A 16,631-nucleotide genomic window follows, 5' to 3' on the forward strand; every position below is an offset into this window, starting at 1 on the left:
ATCGATGCCCGCGACGGGCTTGGCGGAGGGAAGAATGGCTCGTTGGCCGCGACAAGTCTGGACCACGATTTACACCTACGGGATCATCTTCCTGGGGTTCCCGTTGCTGTGCCTGTTGGCGTACGCCTGGGTGCGAGGATGGCTGTCTTGATGAGTACGACCCCGAGTCCCACGGCCCGCCAGGAACTGGCAGCTCGCTTGCAGGCGTGCGGTCAGCAGCACTTGATCGCCTTCTGGGACGAACTCGACCCCGCCGGGCAGGCCACGTTGGCCGGGCAAATCGCGGCGATCGACTTTCCGTTCGTCGCATCGCTGTTCCGCGGCGAGGTCGCGGCTCCCGACTGGGCCGCCCTCTCCCGCCGAGCCGAGCCTCCCGTGGCGATGCGGCTGGCCGAACGCGAAGCGGGCCAAGCCTCCAGCTTCGGCGTGACCCCGGTCGCGGCCGTCGCGCGAGGCGAGGAGGCTCTCAGCGCGGGGACGATCGGCGTGCTGCTTACCGCCGGCGGACAAGGAAGTCGGCTCGGGTTCGAGAAGCCCAAGAGCCTCTACCCCATTGGCCCGTTGTCGCACGCGACGCTGCTGCAAATCCATGTTGAGAAGGTCCGTGCCCTGGCCATGCGCTACGGCAAGCCGCTGCCGTTGTACCTGATGACCAGTCCCGCGACGCACGACGATACGGTCGCGTTCCTGTCCGAGCACGACAACCTGGGAATGCCCGCGGACGATCTGGTCGTGTTCTGCCAGGGGACGATGCCCGCGGTCGACGCGGCGACGGGCCGGTTGCTGTTGGCCGAAAAGGGGTCGTTGTTTCTGAGCCCCGACGGCCACGGCGGCACGATCAAGGCGCTCGAGTCGAGCGGCGCGATCGACCACATGCGGCGCCGCGGGATCGAGCACCTGTTCTATTTTCAGGTGGACAACCCGCTGGCCCCGATCGGCGACGCCGAGTTCGTCGGCTACCACCTGCTGGCAAACAGCGAGTTGACATCGCTCGCCGTGGCAAAGCAGGATCCGCACGACAAGCTGGGGAACTTTGCTCAGATCGGCGACCGACTCCACGTGATCGAGTACAGCGATTTCCCCGCCGACGTCGCCGAACGCCGCGACGCAGCGGGAGAACTCGTCTTCTGGGCCGGCAGCGTGGCGATCCACATGTTCGACGTCGCGTTTATCGAGCGGTCGCTGACGCTCAAGGACTCGCTGCCGTTTCACGTCGCTCGCAAGAAGGTGCCGTTCGTCAATGAGCGCGGCGAGTTCGTCGAGCCGTCCGAGCCGAACGCGCTAAAGTTCGAGCGATTCATCTTCGACCTGCTGCCGCACGCCCGGCGGCCGATCGTCGTCGAGTACGCCGAAGCCGAGAGCTTCGCCCCCTTGAAGAACGCCCCGGGGGCGCCCAAGGACACGCCCGAGTACGTCCAACGGTTCCTGCTCGACCAACATCGCCGCTGGCTGACGGCGGCGGGCGCCGATGTCGCCTCGGAGATCGACGTCGAGGTCAGCCCCCTGTGGGGAGTCGACGCCGCCGCGGTCGCCGAGCGCGTCGAACCCGGGATGCAGTTCGTCGAGTCGCAGTACCTGCGCGACGAGTAGACGCCGGCGAGGGAACGACAGAGACTTGAAGATCGGATTTCGTTCTTGGCAAATTCTCCCGCGCACGCTCCGCTGCCAGTCATGTCCTACGAAGTCGAACAAAAGTTCCGCGTCGACGACCTCGCCGCGATCCGTGTGCGGCTTGAACAGTTCGGCGCGACGCAGGGCGAGACGTGCGACCAGTCCGACTCCTACTTTCGGCATCCGGTCCGCGACTTCGCGGCGACCGACGAGGCCTTTCGGCTCCGCCGCAGCGGGTCTTCCGGAGTGCTGACGTACAAAGGCCCGAAGCTCGATGCGACGACCAAGACGCGGGTCGAGCACGAGACGCGACTCGCGGACGGGACGGCAAACCTCGCCACGGCCGACGCCATGCTGCAGGCGCTGGGGTTCGCCCCCACGGCGGTCGTCGCCAAGCGGCGCGAGACGTGGTCGTTCCCAGGCGTCGGCGGACCGATCGAGGTCGCCCTCGACGAGGTCGTCGGGGTCGGCACGTTCGTCGAACTCGAACTCGCCGTCGCTGAACCTGACGCCCGCTCGGCTGAGCCGGAGCTGGACGCGGCCCGTACGAACCTCGCCGCGGCAGCGGCGGCGCTGGGGCTCGATCCCGGCCGCTCGGAACGGCGCAGCTATCTCGAACTGCTGCTGGCGTCCGGCTCGCCATCGTGAGGCGGCTCGCTTACCTGCAGCGGGCCTGAACGCGATTCACGCCGGCGGGGCTGCGGATCGTGCCGACAATAGCGTGAGCTCAGTACCACGCTTCACGGTTTTGGCTTTCCTGCGGCCCAAGTTTTCTTGACCGGCTCGGCGAACCCCTCGACAATCCAGGAGTTCTTGTCGGGGACGGTCCGAATCACGACTCGTCGACGCTCTTGCCCATAGTCGACAGATTTGTTGTAAGAGTCTCCGGTCCTCGTCGACGAACTTGGCGTTGCATCAGTCGGCGGCGAACGTTTACGCCGCCCTCACTCCCTTTTTTTCGGAGCAAGTTATGAAGAAGCGTTCCGCTCTCCTCGGCCTCGTGCTCGCCGGCGCCGGCATCGGCCTCGTGCTTCCCGCGGTCGTCGTGGCCCTGACGACCGATTCGGCGGTCGCCGACTGCGGCAAATGCGGCGACAAGAAGGAAGAAGACGACGACGAAGCCCGGTTCGACGGCGACTGCGACAAAAAGAACGAAGGCGAGCTCCTCGCCGACTGCAAGAAGGGCGAAAAGCACGACTCCGACGAGCAGGTTCGCTACGACGGCGACTGCGACAAGAAGAACGAAGGCGAGCTCCTCGTCGACTGCAAGAAGGGCGAGAAGCACGACTCCGACGAGCAGAGCGTCTTGCTAGCCTAATCGGCCAGCGTCGCTTTCGCTCACAATTTGATCCCGTCTTGCGGGGCGCAGTCGGGGAGCATCACCTCGGCGGCGCCCCGTTTTTTCTTGCGCTGCAGAGGCCACGTGCACTACGGCGGTCAACTGGCGTCTGCGGCTGATAGCTGATCGCCGTCGGCTCGCCGAACGCCGTCCCAACTGAACTTCCCCCCCCGGTCCCGCTTTGCCATACTCCGCCCCCTTGCCAGCATGTGCAACAAGGATCCCGGGCGATGGAACTGTTTTTCTCAGTCGGCGAACCGAGCGGCGACCTGCACGGAGCGAACCTGATCGCAGCGTTGCGGCGACGGCTTCCCGAGTGTCGATTCGTCGGATACGGCGGCCCCCGAATGGCCGCCGCGGGGTGCGAATTGCACGCCGACCTCACGCAACTGGCCGTCATGTGGGTCGCGCGCGTGCTGGCGAACTTGCATCGATTCATCGGACTTTTGCGGTCGGCCGATCGTTACTTTCGCGATCACCGGCCCGACGCGGTCGTGCTGATCGACTACCCCGGGTTCAATTGGTGGATCGCCCGCCGCGCCAAGGCGCGCGGGATCCCCGTGGTGTACTACGGCACTCCGCAGGTCTGGGCCTGGGCGAGCCACCGGGTCAAGAAGATGCGGCGGTACGTCGATCACGTCCTCTGCAAGCTGCCGTTCGAGGAGAAGTGGTTCAACGACCGCGGCTGTCGGGCGACCTACGTCGGCCACCCCTACTTTGACGAGCTCGTCGCGCGGACGCTCGACGCCAAGTTCGTCGCCGAGATGGCCGACGACGCGGGACGACTGGTGACGATTCTCCCGGGCTCGCGCGATCAGGAAATCGCCGGCAACGCCCGCGATCTGATGCGCGCGGCGCAGCGGATCGCCGCTCGGGCTCCTCGTGTTCGCTTCGCGGCTGCCGCCTTCAACGCCCGTCAAGCCGCGACCGTGGCGCGTCTGGCCGACGAGTTGGAAGTGCCCGTCGAGGTGTTCGTCGGGCGGACGCCCGAGTTGATCGCCGCGGCCGATTGCTGCCTCGCCTGTTCGGGGTCGGTGTCGCTCGAGCTGCTTTACCACGCCAAGCCGAGCGTGATCCTGTACCGCATTTCGTGGTTCGGCTATCAGGTTCAGCGATGGTTTCGCCGGGTGCGTTACATCACCCTGGTCAATCTGCTGACTGCCGAGGACCCGTTCACCGCACGTCCCGCCGGGCACTATGACCCGGGCGATCCCCGCGACGCCCACGTGCTGCTCCCCGAGTACCTGACCTGCGAAGACCGCTCGCGCGACCTGGCCGACCATGTTCTGCAGTGGCTGACCGACCATGCCGAGCGGAGCCGCGTCGAACGGGGACTGACCGAGTTGGCAAGCCGCGTAGGCCAGGGGGGGGCGTCCCACCGCGCCGCCGATTACATCGTCATGGCGCTGGCCGACCAGCAACTGGCCCGGCGAGCCGCGGCATAGTGCGACAGCGCTCGGCCCAAACCGCACGCGGCACGGGCTCGCCGGAAAAACACGACTTCCCGTTGCGGCGTCTCCTCGCTGGAACTGCGATCGATTGCAGGAGCCCCTGCGGGACGACTGCCCCCATCGCAGCAAAATGCGGTCACGACAACGGCGGGGCCCCGGTACAATCGCGACCATGATTTTTGCCGAGCCTCCCCCGTCGCCGTACGACCTGCGTTTCCGAGCCTTTGGGTTTCCGGTGCGGGTCCATCCGTACTTTTGGCTCGTCGCCGGGTTGCTGGGAATCGGGTTCGGCAGGAAGGAAAAAGAGGTCGAGCCGGCCGACTTCATGATTTGGGTCGCGGTGATGTTCGCCTCGATCCTGGTCCACGAGTTGGGCCATGCGTTCGCCCAGCGGCATTTCGGCGGGCGGCCCTGGATCACGCTCCACGCGATGGGAGGGCTCGCCTCGTGCGACGACTGCGATCGCTCGCCGCGGAGCCAGATCTTCATTTCGTTGGCTGGTCCTTTTGCGGGCTTTGCCGTGGCGCTGGCCGCGGTCGTGCTGCTCCGCGGAACAGGACACGTCGTGGGGTATCAGTTTCGCGAGGACAAAATCCCCTCCGCCGCGGATGTCGGGGCACTGGAAGGCCTCCGCATGCTCGGCGGCACGCTGTACTGGAACAAACTCGCGAATCCCCGCATGAGCGAGCTTGTGGGGAACGTCTTCTGGTTGAATATCCTGTGGGGTGTCGTCAATCTGCTTCCGATTTATCCGCTCGACGGCGGTCGCGTGTCGCGGGAGCTTTGCACGCTCGCCGGCAATCCTCGTAACGGAATCATTCTCAGCCTGCGAATTTCCATCTTCGCCGCCGCAGCCATGGCCGCCGTCGGTATCGTCGCCTGGGGCAGCTTGTTCACGGCCGTACTGTTCGGCAGTCTCGCCTACAGCAATTACCAGACGCTGCAGGCCTACTCCCGTCACGGCTGGTGACCCGCGGTCGGACAATCGGCCGGACGGAGTGAATGGTCGACGGCTTGATGGCCGTCGGTGAACGGCCAACGGCTGGCAATCGCCTTCTTGCCCAAGATTGCGCTGCTGAAGAGCCGAGAGAGCGACAAGGCATACAGGACTCAGGCAAGGTACGCTCTCCCCAACGGCTCAACCGATGGCGATCCGCGCCTTCCCTTCAGAAGTTCCCCCCGCACCGCACTGCGACGCCAGAATCATCGCAACGGAACGACGCCAAACGTCTCAGTTTGAGACAATCGAGGCGACCTTCGCCCGTTTGTTGCGATAGCGCACGCCCCTCGCCGCAACGTCGTCGCACCTTGCGATCTCAATTCGCATGGCGCACAAGGAGCGATTCGTAGCCGACTCGATCTGGTCATGTCGAGCATGGAATCAATGCGTCGGCGGTCGTTGAAATGGTCGCTTGATCATCAAGAACAGGGCATCGCGAAAAAAATTTCCGAAATTTTTTTTCGTGTCCGTGGTCGCTCCGACGACTGCCGAACAAGCAGGGGCGAACACCTTGTCGTCGCTCCGGATGTCACTCGTTGCGAGTCGCTCACGAGCCGTTTCCAAGGAGGAGCGCCGACGACTCCGACTGGTTGTCGCCCGTTCCACGCTGAGAAAGAACCGACGGTCGGCGCACATCGATCTCGTCGTCGCAGCGGTGCGATGAGCTCGTGTCCGCAGTCGCGTAGGAGCGCCGGCTACGGGTCGTGCAAATCGAGCAGAGAGTCGAGTCAAAGCCGAGCCCGGCTCCCCGTCGTCTTGAGAAATCGCCGAGAAACAGCGAGGTTTGTGCGATTCTCCCGGCGAATTGACCAGTCCCCAAGCCCGCAGGTCAGGGCCCCGCCGATCCCGTTGCGGAGCGCCCGGCGACGACTCTCGAGCACGAGCGCAGCGTTGCTTGGGACGGTTCAACTTCACTGTCGTCGCGAGCGCCAGGCGAGATCGGCGTGTTCGATTCGCGACGCTCACCGATCGTCGTCGAGTCTCAGATCATCGCGCTGCACGGTGCGTACGACGACGACTTCAACGACACTCGGCGGCGCCGCTGAACGCATCGGCGCCAAGGTCGGCGCGGTCAAACTCGTCTTGACAACTCGCTGCGCACGGCGTTTCCTTGTGGAAAATGTGTTGCAGAAAAAACGCCGATGCGTACAAATACGGCGATAGAGGCATGGAGGCGATCGATCGATTGCAACAAGAACGTGCGAAGCGCGCTCTTGCGACTTGTCAAACGACGACGCCCTAAGCCGCTTGCGAAAGAGAAACGGCAGGTCGCCCTGGAAGGGCGGCGGGATTTCTTTTGCGGCGGTCGCGTCCGATTCAACCTCGTGAGTTGCGAGGCGGCGCGAGCGCCAAGGTACTTTAAGGAGGATTGACTGTGGCCAAGAAGAAGAAGGCAGCCAAGAAGACGGCCAAGAAAAAGGCCGCCAAGAAGAAGACAGCCAAGAAGAAGGTCGCCAAGAAGGGCGCCAAGAAGAAGGCCGCCAAGAAGGGGACCAAGAAGAAGGCCGCCAAGAAAAAGGGCGCCAAGAAGAAGGCCGCCAAGAAGAAGACGGCTAAGAAGAAGACCGCCAAGAAGGCGTAACTGCGACGATTAGCGCCATGCGATCGCTCGGGCGGAGCCCGACGAACCGTGCGGCACGCTCGTTGATCTCAAAAGGGACCGTCGCCCTTCGGGGCGATGGTCTCTTTTTTTTCTGCACGACACGGCAATCGAAGGCTCGCCCCGATCCGCAGCGACCGTCGGCGCAAGGAGCCGCCTCGGTCCCGGGGGGGTCGTCGCAGACGGCCGAGGCGCCGCTGACACGGCGCTAGCGATTTGGCAGGTCAACTTCTGGGGATCAGCGGCGACGAAAGCCTGCGCCGAGGCGAGAAAATGCGTCACCCGCGGCTGGCGATATTCGGCTCAGGCACTTGAGACGAAGTCTAATCCTTCCCCTCGTGCGCCACGCTTGGCCAATACTCCTGGAAATCGAAGTCCGGGCTGTTGTCGAGGTCGTGACACTCCATGCACATCTTGACCGTCGGGCCGAGCGCCTGACCTTCCTTGTTCCCCTCATTCTCGACCAGCTTGAGCCGCATACCGGCGCGGAGCGCGGCGATCTGCTCGTCGGTCGCATCGACCTCGCCGCTCTCGGCGGCCACGTGCGCGGCGCCGGGACCGTGACAATTCTCGCATCCCTGGCCGACCAGTTCCGGCGTTTCGGTCAGGCCGAAGTACCCGGACGCATACGGGTAATACTGCTGCGGGTTCCAACCCGTGACATGGCAGCTCAGACACTCGGGGTCGTAGTGTCGAGGGGGGTCGATCTTGACCAGCGTGTCGGTGGCATGCGCGTGCGGAGTCGCTTCGAAGATCTCCGTAGCCGTCGTGTGACAATCGGCGCACGTGGCCGAACCGACGAACTTGCCGTCCGGGTGCGAGGTTCCCGTCAGCCCCAGCCCGGCCAATCCCATCGTCTCCAATTCGCTCTGGTAGTCGGCGAGCTTCTTCTGCATCTCGGCGGCGTCGCCGAACCGGGCGTCGAGCGGCACGCGCTGATACCGCACCGGGTTCTCGGGGTCCCGAAAGTACAGCCCCAGTACGATGACGTACATCCCCTTGTGTCCGGCGTCGATGAGCTGCGACTTGCTCCCCTCGATCGCTCCGGCCCGGGCCGGCGGCTCCTCGGCTCCGCCCGCCGTCGCCACGTACTGAAACTGCGGGAACTGCCGAGCCAAGTCGGCCGCCTCCTGCGGCGTGCCGTGGACCAGCAACACTTGCAGGTCGCACTTCTCGGCGTTCAACTTCGGCGCCACGGCCGCGAGGGCCTGGGCCGGGTCCTTGACGACGATTTCGCCCCCTGGGGGGATCTTTGCACAGTGCTCGGGCCCCAGCACGGCCGTCACGCCGATGCGCTTGCCCGCCGCGGCAATGACGCGGTACTCGTTCATCAACTCGTTGCCGTAGTCGGGGAGCGACACGTTGGCCGAGGTGAACGGATTCGCCGCCGGGTCGAGATTCAACAGGGCCACGCCCAGCCCGTCGCCGCTGAGCTCCAGATCATGGGCGCCGATGGCGACCGCGTCGTACTGCATCGCGGCCAGCGACTCGGCCGCATAGCGGAACTTGATCTCCGCTTGCACGCCGACTCGCTTCGAGAGTCCGCCGACGTCGAACGACGCCAGCGGCCAGCCCTGCTTGCGGAGTTGCTCCATCAGGAACATCCGTCGCTTGAAGCCCCCCTTCTGATTCTCAAGTCCCGCGCAACCGCACGGTTCGAGATATCCGTCGAGCTCGCCGGAAAACACCAGCGCCAAGTCGGGTTTCGGCCAGTCCTCGAAGATCGGGCCGTTCACTTTCACAGGGTCGATCGCAGGCTTGCCGCCGCCGGCGACGAGCGTCACGGGCAATGCGGGACGCTGCCTCGCATTCTCGTCCCGCACCCAGCCCCAGGCCGCCAGCAACAAGAACAATCCGCACGCAAACCCAAAGCGCATCGCAGGTGCATCCCATGAACGAGGGGGTGGCGCATCAACGAGGGCGAATCGGGCCGTCCGGGCAAGCGGCTCCTGCCCTCCACGATCCGCTGTCGCCAATCCTACCGCCTGCCGCATGCCCCGGCTACGGGGCTGGGCGAGAGCGAAAACGCGGCAGCGGCGGCATCATGCTTGACAAACGCCTTGTTCGGCGAGTTGTCCGCTACGGCTTGACGACGAAAAACACCCGCAGCCGCATCTCGGGCATGTCGGGGTGGGTCGTCTTGATCACGACCCGCCCTTCGCCCCCCTGCTCTTCGCCGAAGCGGACCATCGGACGCGTTCCCTTGGGGATCGACAAAGTCAGCGGGAATCGTTGCAGCGCGTCGCTCAGGCGGTTCGCCTCGCCGAGTTCGGCCTGGAGTTCGCGCGGCTCGACGCTGTCCACTGCAAGCTCGGTCTCGGCCACGTGCTCGCCGCGGACGTTGATCCAGATCGTTGCTCGCCCCCCCTCGGCGCTGGCAACCGGAGGCAGGCGCAGCAGCCCCTCCGCTTCGTTCCAGCCCGGGCCGTACGCCGACAGATCGCCGCGGACCGAACCGTAGATCGGCACGACCAGTCGCCCGGCCTTCTTGAGATTGGTTTCCAAGCGCAACGTGCCGGCGAACCGCCCCAACACCCCCTCGGGGCGATAGCGCACCCGCACCCTCGCGGCGGCGCTGGCAGTGGGAGTCGGCAGTTGGTCGCTCGGCACGGGCTCAATCTCGACTTCCATGAACTTGGCGAGATCTGGCTCGACGATCTCGTGAGACTCGATTTTGACCTCGGGCTCAACGAACGCCACGACCAAAAGCTCGCTCTCGCCGACGTCTCCGACGCGAATCGGACCGAAATTGAGTTGCGACGGCGCGAGGGTCGACGACTCGACCACCTCCCCCTCGACGGTCAACTCGATCCGCGACCTGCGCAGGTCGTTCGTCTCGAAGGTCCCGCCGTGACGAAACGGGCCGGCGGCGGTCTTGGCTTCCCACTCAAGGGTCGCAATCCCCGCCTCGCCGGGGGGGACCGTGATCGAGTCCCCGACGTCGACCGCCTTGCCGGCGAGTTCGACCTTCGTGCATTTGCAAGTGTGGGAGAGGAACGACACGCTCAGCGGCGCCGACCCGACGTTGCGGATCACGAAGTCGTGCCGCATGAGGGCGCCTTGCTCCATCTTGTCGAAGTGGAACGTCGGCTCCTCGATCTCGGCGACCGGGCCAGGGCCCGGAGGTTGGTCTCGTTTGGATGGCGTCGACCGAGACGGAACGTCGCTTTCGGGCTGGCGAAAGGTCCACGGCCGGGCGTCGTAGTACCCCAGGGCGGCCCCCAATCCAACCCCGGCGACCAGCGCAGCAATCGTCAGCGTCAGCAATCGTCTCATGGCAAGAAGCTCGCGTCGGTCGACAAGAAAACGGCAGCGTCTCAGTGTACGACTCGCTGCTGAACCCCGTCAAATCGCCCTACCGCCGCCGACGAAGCAGGTCGCGGCATTGGGAGAGGAAATCCTGAAAGTCGTCCCGCCGATAGTCGGGATAAGTCCACGGCATCGGCCGCCACCGGCCGTCGCGGTAGCTGAGCGTCACTTCGGCGTAGATGCCGTCGGACAAATAGATGCGGTGAGCGTGGTCTTTGGTGCTCGCCAGCACCAACTTGGCAAGCGTGACGTACCCCGGATCGAGATTGAGCGGACGCAGTTCGGGATGCGTGCCGCGGGCCGCGTACTCGGCCTCCCATTCGTTGGTCAGCCGCTTGACCGCGGGCAGCCGCCCCGGATCGAGCGGAGATTCGAACGCCCAGAACTGCTTCTTGAGTTCGGCGCCCATCTCCACGGCGTAGTATTCGGTCTCGGTGAAATCGAACGCCGGGCTGACCGCCGCCGTCGGACCAAATTCCGCACTCGCGCGCTCAAGCCCCCACGCAAGCGCCGCTTCGTAGCGACTGCTCGCGGCAACGAGCAGCAACGCCGGTTTGGGGGGGTGGATGGCGCCCATCGCGGACAGATTACAGGACGGAAGGACGCCAGACCGCGTGGCGATCCGGCTCAGCCTCCACTGTACGATCCCCCTAGCCGGAGGGCCACGCCCTAGGGGGCGCTGCGCTCAATACGCCTTCGCAAACACCCCGCGACGCGTGCTCGGCTGCCCGGTGAAGAGGCACTTGCCCGGTTCGTCCTCTCCGTCCAGCGGGACGCAGCGGACGGTCGCCTTAAGATCCTTGAGTTTCGCGTCCATCTCCGCCGAGTCGACGAAGTGGCAGTACGCCAGCCCGCCGTGGATCTCCGGTTGGTCGGCGTTCTTGGGCGTGAAAAATTTCTCGAACTCAGCCAGCGAGTCGATCTTCACCGTTGCAGCCGTGCGAGCAACGGCGGCGCGGTCGAACAGCGATTGCTGAATCTCGCCCAGCAACCGGCCGATGCCGACCACGAAAGCGTCGCGGCCGATCTTGGCCGGCTTGTCGGCGGAGTCGCGGCGGGCGGGCATCAGTTCGCCGCCGGCGATGTCGCGGGGGCCGATCTCCAGTCGCACCGGGACGCCTCGCTTGACCCATTGCCACTTCTTGTCGCCGCCGCGCAGATCGCGGTCGTCGACTCGTACTCGAACCGGCTCGCCGTCGTACTGCTGTGCGGCCAGATCGCTCTTGAGTCGCTCGCAGAACGGCAGCACCGCGGCCCGCTCCTCGTCGTTGCGGTAAATCGGCAGGATGACCACGTGCGCAGGGGCCAGCTTCGGCGGCAGCACCAAGCCGTCGTCGTCGGCGTGCGTCATGATGAGCCCTCCCACGAGCCGGGTCGAGACGCCCCAACTGGTCGTCCAGGCATACTCGAGGTCGCCCGACTCGCTTTGGAACTTGATCTCCTGCGCTTTCGAGAAGTTTTGCCCGAGGAAGTGGCTGGTTCCGGCTTGCAGGGCTTTGCGGTCCTGCATCATCGCTTCAATGCTGTAGGTGGCCACGGCTCCGGGAAACCGCTCGCCGGCGGTCTTCTCCCCCTTGATCACGGGCATGGCCATCGAGCCTTCGGCGAACTCGGCGTACACGTCGAGCATCTGTCGGGTCTCGCGCTGCGCCTCCTCGGGAGTCGCGTGGACGGTGTGTCCTTCCTGCCACAGGAACTCGGTAGTCCGCAGGAACATCCGCGTGCGCAATTCCCAGCGAACGACGTTCGCCCATTGGTTGATCAGGATCGGCAGATCGCGGTACGACTGCACCCAGCGAGCGAACGTGGCGCCGATGATCGTCTCGCTCGTAGGGCGGACGATCAGCGGCTCGTCGAGTTTGGCGCTCGGGGCGGGCTGAAGCCCCCCTTTGCCGTCAGGTTCCAGGCGGTGATGCGTCACCACCGCGCATTCCTTGGCGAACCCCTCGACATGCTCGGCCTCCTTCTCCAGGAAGCTCATCGGGATGAACAGCGGGAAGTACGCATTTTCGTGTCCCGTGGCCTTGAACATCGCGTCGAGCCGGCGCTGGATGTTTTCCCAAATCGCATAGCCCCACGGCTTGATGACCATACAGCCGCGAACGTCGGAGTTCTCGGCCAAGTCGGCGGCCTTGACCACCTGCTGGTACCACTCGGGGTAGTTCTCGTCGCGGGTCGGCGTGATGGCGGTGCGAGGCATGCGAGTCGCGCGTCTTGAGGCTTGGAAGTGGCAGGGAGCTCGTGCGAGCCAGGGCGTCCCCGCCCCCGGCCGCCGCGAAGGGGCCCATTCTAGCCCCCCGCCCCCACGTCGGGGAGCGGCGATTCTGGTACGATACGACTTCGCGCCCGCGGCCGGCGACCTGGGAGGTCGCGGCTTTTTCGCTGCAGCATGCGTAGTCGCGGCGCGTCGACCTTTCCCTCAACTCCAGCGGCCTTGCGCCTCGCCCCCCGTCCCATGCCCGATCGTCGCTTCGTCAGCCAGCTTGGCAACAACGACCCTGTTCATCAGGTGTTCCTCGCCTCGGAAAAGCAATTGCGTCCCAATCGCAACGGCAACCTCTATCTGCAGGTCGATCTGTCCGACAAATCGGGCAGCCTCAACACGCGGATGTGGAACGCCACCGAAGACGACTACCGGGCGTTCGAGAACGGCGACTACGTCGTCGTCGAGGGCGCCACGCAATTGTTCCAGGGGAACATGCAACTGATCGCCAATCGCATCCGCCGCGCTCGACCCGACGAAGTCGACGAAGACGACTTCGTGACGCTGCAGGCGGGGGACGTCGAGCGGTTCCGCGCCCGACTGGTCGAGATCCTCAAGTCGATCAAGACTCCGCCGCTCGCCCGATTGACGAGCGCCTTTCTCGACGACGAAACGTTCATGGAAAAGTTCTGCCGGGCCCCCGCCGGCATGAAGAACCACCATGCCTATAGGGGGGGGTTGCTCGAACACGTCGTCAGCCTGTGCGAGTTGGTGCTGGTCGTGGCCCCGAAATACCCGCAACTCGACGGCGACAAGCTGCTCGTGGGAGCGTTCCTGCACGACGCCGCGAAAGTCGACGAACTCACGTACGATCGCGACATCGCCTACAGCGACGAGGGACAGCTCCTGGGACACATGGTCATGGGGGTCACGCTGATCGACGAGAAGGTCCGCGAGGCGATCCGCAAAGACGGCCTGCCGATGCCGGCGCGGCTCGTCGCCGAAATCAAGCACCTGATCGTCGCCCACCATGGCGAATACGAGTACGGCAGTCCCAAGTTGCCGATGACGCTCGAGGCGATCGCGCTGCACCTCTTGGACAATCTCGACGCCAAGCTTGCAAGCTTCTCGCAACTGATGAAGGACTGCCCCAACACGGACAGCCCGTGGACGCAGTATTTCCAGCAAATCGGCCGCAAACTGTACAAGGGCGCCCCCGCAAATTAGCCGCGACGCGGCAGCGGAGAGCGACACGGAGCCGTACCGGTTCGCCGCGGTCGAGGACGCCGCGGCTCGCACACTGTCGGAGACGAACCGCTCAATTCCGATCTCCCGCCTCCGAACTCTCACCCCTCGCTCCGCCATGTCCGACCTTCGCGACGCAATTCTCCGGCACGTTTCCGACGCAGCGTATAAGCCGGTCAAGCCTGCAGTGATCGCGAAGCGGTTGGGGTTGGAACCCGACGAAGCGCCGGCGGTGCGCAAGGAGGTCAAGCGACTCATTCGCGAGAATCTGCTCAAGTGGGGGCCGAGCCATCAAGTGATGTCGACGACTCCTCTGACCGTGCCGAGAGAGGCTAAGGAAGAATCGAAGAAGATCGTTACGGTGAATCTCGATGAGGGCCCCGACGCCGACGCAGGGTCGGACGCCTCTGCCAGTCAGGCGGAGGGGGACAGCCTCGGCAAACCCCAAAAGCGACGCCAAGGCGAACACGTCGTCGGCGTCTATCGCCGCACCAACAGCGGGTTTGGTTTCGTCCGTCCCGAGGGAACCCCCGCGAGCGTCGGTCGCGACGCCGACGTCTTCATCCCCGAAAACGCCGCCGGCGACGCCGCCAACGGCGACACGGTCCGCATTCGCCTAGGAAAGCTCGGGCGGCAAGGCAAACCCGAGGGGAAGGTCGTCGACGTCGTCGAACGCGCCACCAACAAGTTCGTCGGCGGGTACTTCGAACGCGACGGCATGGGGCTCGTCGAGGTCGACGGCAAAGTGTTCGCCAACCCGGTGTACGTCGGCGATCCCGGCGCCAAAGGGGTGCAGTCCGACGACAAGGTCGTCATCGAGATGGTCCGCTTCCCGTCGCATGTCCGCGACGGCGAAGGGGTGATTCTCGAAGTCCTCGGCCAGCGCGGCCAACCGGGGGTCGACACGCTGTCGATCATTCACGAGTACAACCTCCCGGGCCCGTTCGCCGAGGACGCCCTGGAGAACGCCCGCGAGGAAGCGAAGCGGTTCGAGGCGGAACTCGAAGCGAACGGGTGGCTGGGGTCGGAGCGCAACGACGATACGGCCGCTGAGCCGAGCGGCGCTAGTCGCGGGCACACTCCGACGGAAGCTCCAACTGCGGGGTTGGCGCCTCACGGCGATCGCGCGCCTGCGCGCACCGATCTCACTGCCGAGACGATCATCACGATCGACCCCGCGACGGCCCGCGACTTCGACGACGCGATCTCGCTCGTGCGACTGGAGAACGGCCATTGGCTGCTGGGGGTCCACATCGCCGACGTGTCGCATTTCGTCCAACCGAAATCGGCCCTCGACCGCGAGGCCCGCGACCGCGCCACGAGCGTCTACCTCCCCGACCGCGTGATCCCGATGCTGCCGGAGATCATCTCGAACAACTTAGCGAGCCTGCAGCCGGATCGGGTGCGATTCGCGATCAGCGCGCGGATCGAGTTCACCGAGGACGGCGTCCGCGTCGGCGCCGACGTGTTCAAAAGCGCGATCAAGAGTTGCCGGCGGTTCACTTACGAAGAGGTCGACGAATACCTGTGGGCGAAGGGCCTCGCCGAGCCGCCGAAAAAGCACGCCGCAGCCGACAAGAAACTCGGCAAGAAAAAGAAGCACTTGGGCCCCGTCGGCGAATCTCAGGACTTGGGCCATGACGGTCCCCTTCCCCTGGGCGGAGAGGCGACCGGAACGGAGCCGGCCCCCCCGCAATTGAACCTCGCCCCCAAGGTCGACGCCCTGCTCGAGCGGATGTTCACGCTCGCAATGACGCTCCGCGAACGCCGCTTCCGCCGCGGGGCGCTGGAACTGTCGATGCCGGAGTTGGAGATCGATCTCGACAAGGAGGGCCGCGTCGCGGGGGCTCACGTCGAGGAGAGCACCGAGAGCCACCAAGTCATCGAGGAGTTCATGCTGGCCGCCAACGAAGCGGTGGCCCAGAAGCTCGAAGACGCGGGGCTGTTGTTCCTCCGTCGGGTCCACGGGGCGCCCGACCCGCGCAAGCTTCGCTCGCTGACGAACTTCGTCAAGGAGTTGGGATTAGACGTCGACGGCCTCGAAAGCCGCTTCGCCCTGCAGCGGCTGCTGGACGAGGCGAAGGGGGACCCGCGGCAACACGCGGTCAACTTCGCCCTGCTGCGGTCGATGCAGCGCGCGATCTACAGCCCCGAGGAAGAGGGGCACTATGCGCTTTCCAGCGAGTGCTACTGCCACTTCACCTCGCCGATCCGCCGCTACCCCGACCTTACAATCCACCGACTCGTCGAGACGCTCGCCGCAGGGAAGAAGCCGACGCAGGACCTCAACGCCCTGTACCTCTTGGGGGACCATTGCAGCGAGCGCGAGCAGCGCGCCACCGAGGCCGAGCGCGAGCTGAACAAGGTGAAGCTCTTGAACTTCCTGGTCGACAAGATCGGGACGGAACTCGACGGGGTCGTCACCGGCGTCGAGAGCTTCGGCATGTTCGTCACGGGGACCGAGCTTCCCGCCGAGGGGTTCATCCATATCAGCGGGCTCACGGACGACTACTACAAGTTCGACCGTGCGGGGCACGTCATCCACGGCTTCCGCAGCGGGAACTCGTACCGGCTGGGAGACCCCGTGCGGGTCGCCGTGGCGGCGGTCGACGTGGACCGTCGCGAGCTCGACTTCCGCCTGCTGGGCCGCCTCGGTCCGCCGGGCCCCAAACGCCGCTCCGCTCCTCGCAGCGACGGGGGCCCTAAGACCGGCAAGCCGAGCAAAGGAAAGAAGAAGCCGAGTAAAGACAAGTCACGCGGCAAGAAACGCCGGAAGTGACGCAGCGCCGGCTTCAGGCAACCGCAAAGGCGAGCAGGACACGAAGCCCTGTCAGAACAAGCGTCGATTCTTCGCGACCGCACTTCTGCCTCGT

The 16,631-nt window shown here is 65.1% G+C and carries 13 protein-coding genes; 8 read left to right on the forward strand and 5 right to left on the reverse strand.

The window, feature by feature from the left end:
• The first annotated feature begins 150 nt into the window (after nucleotides 1–150).
• The 5 genes from KF688_13730 to KF688_13750 all read left to right on the forward strand — a co-directional run bounded on the left by KF688_13730 (nucleotide 151) and on the right by KF688_13750 (nucleotide 5,371).
• Nucleotides 151–1,590 carry a UTP--glucose-1-phosphate uridylyltransferase gene (locus KF688_13730; GenBank protein ID MBX3426735.1) on the forward strand — a complete coding sequence of 480 codons (1,440 nt, stop codon included), beginning with the start codon at nucleotides 151–153 and terminating at the stop codon, nucleotides 1,588–1,590.
• 81 nt (nucleotides 1,591–1,671) lie between these two features.
• Nucleotides 1,672–2,259 carry a class IV adenylate cyclase gene (gene cyaB / locus KF688_13735; GenBank protein ID MBX3426736.1) on the forward strand — a complete coding sequence of 196 codons (588 nt, stop codon included), beginning with the start codon at nucleotides 1,672–1,674 and terminating at the stop codon, nucleotides 2,257–2,259.
• A gap of 322 nt (nucleotides 2,260–2,581) precedes the next feature.
• Complete coding sequence (locus KF688_13740) at nucleotides 2,582–2,929, forward strand: hypothetical protein (GenBank protein ID MBX3426737.1); 348 nt, start codon at nucleotides 2,582–2,584, stop codon at nucleotides 2,927–2,929.
• A gap of 251 nt (nucleotides 2,930–3,180) precedes the next feature.
• Nucleotides 3,181–4,395 carry a lipid-A-disaccharide synthase gene (gene lpxB, locus KF688_13745; GenBank protein MBX3426738.1) on the forward strand — a complete coding sequence of 405 codons (1,215 nt, stop codon included), beginning with the start codon at nucleotides 3,181–3,183 and terminating at the stop codon, nucleotides 4,393–4,395.
• A 178-nt stretch (nucleotides 4,396–4,573) separates the two neighbouring features.
• Nucleotides 4,574–5,371 carry a site-2 protease family protein gene (locus KF688_13750; GenBank protein MBX3426739.1) on the forward strand — a complete coding sequence of 266 codons (798 nt, stop codon included), beginning with the start codon at nucleotides 4,574–4,576 and terminating at the stop codon, nucleotides 5,369–5,371.
• A gap of 1,050 nt (nucleotides 5,372–6,421) precedes the next feature.
• Here the strand turns inward: KF688_13750 and KF688_13755 are convergent.
• On the reverse strand, nucleotides 6,422–6,571 hold the full coding sequence (locus KF688_13755; GenBank protein MBX3426740.1) for a hypothetical protein: 150 nt from the start codon (nucleotides 6,569–6,571) through the stop codon (nucleotides 6,422–6,424).
• A 205-nt stretch (nucleotides 6,572–6,776) separates the two neighbouring features.
• Between KF688_13755 and KF688_13760 the strand changes: the two genes are divergently transcribed.
• The gene (locus tag KF688_13760; GenBank protein ID MBX3426741.1) at nucleotides 6,777–6,983 is read left to right on the forward strand and encodes a hypothetical protein; all 207 of its coding nucleotides are present in this window, start codon (nucleotides 6,777–6,779) and stop codon (nucleotides 6,981–6,983) included.
• 341 nt (nucleotides 6,984–7,324) lie between these two features.
• Here KF688_13760 and KF688_13765 read toward each other — a convergent pair whose 3' ends face one another.
• The 4 genes from KF688_13765 to proS all read right to left on the reverse strand — a co-directional run bounded on the left by KF688_13765 (nucleotide 7,325) and on the right by proS (nucleotide 12,510).
• Complete coding sequence (locus tag KF688_13765; GenBank protein MBX3426742.1) at nucleotides 7,325–8,878, reverse strand: hypothetical protein; 1,554 nt, start codon at nucleotides 8,876–8,878, stop codon at nucleotides 7,325–7,327.
• A gap of 202 nt (nucleotides 8,879–9,080) precedes the next feature.
• A complete protein-coding gene (locus KF688_13770) occupies nucleotides 9,081–10,277 on the reverse strand; it encodes a DUF1573 domain-containing protein (GenBank protein MBX3426743.1) in 1,197 nt (398 codons plus the stop codon).
• Between the two features lie 79 nt (nucleotides 10,278–10,356).
• Entirely contained in the window at nucleotides 10,357–10,887 is a 531-nt protein-coding gene (locus tag KF688_13775; protein ID MBX3426744.1) for a DUF4416 family protein, read from the reverse strand.
• Nucleotides 10,888–10,995: 108 nt separating this feature from the next.
• Nucleotides 10,996–12,510, reverse strand: a complete 1,515-nt coding sequence (proS, locus tag KF688_13780) for a proline--tRNA ligase (GenBank protein MBX3426745.1) — start codon at nucleotides 12,508–12,510, stop codon at nucleotides 10,996–10,998.
• Between the two features lie 255 nt (nucleotides 12,511–12,765).
• Between proS and KF688_13785 the strand changes: the two genes are divergently transcribed.
• Entirely contained in the window at nucleotides 12,766–13,740 is a 975-nt protein-coding gene (locus KF688_13785; GenBank protein ID MBX3426746.1) for an HD domain-containing protein, read from the forward strand.
• A 136-nt stretch (nucleotides 13,741–13,876) separates the two neighbouring features.
• Nucleotides 13,877–16,537, forward strand: coding sequence for an RNB domain-containing ribonuclease (locus tag KF688_13790; GenBank protein MBX3426747.1), 2,661 nt, complete (start codon nucleotides 13,877–13,879; stop codon nucleotides 16,535–16,537).
• The last annotated feature ends 94 nt before the right edge of the window (nucleotides 16,538–16,631 follow it).

It is taken from the genome of Pirellulales bacterium (assembly GCA_019636345.1).
In the GTDB taxonomy this organism is placed as follows: domain Bacteria; phylum Planctomycetota; class Planctomycetia; order Pirellulales; family Lacipirellulaceae.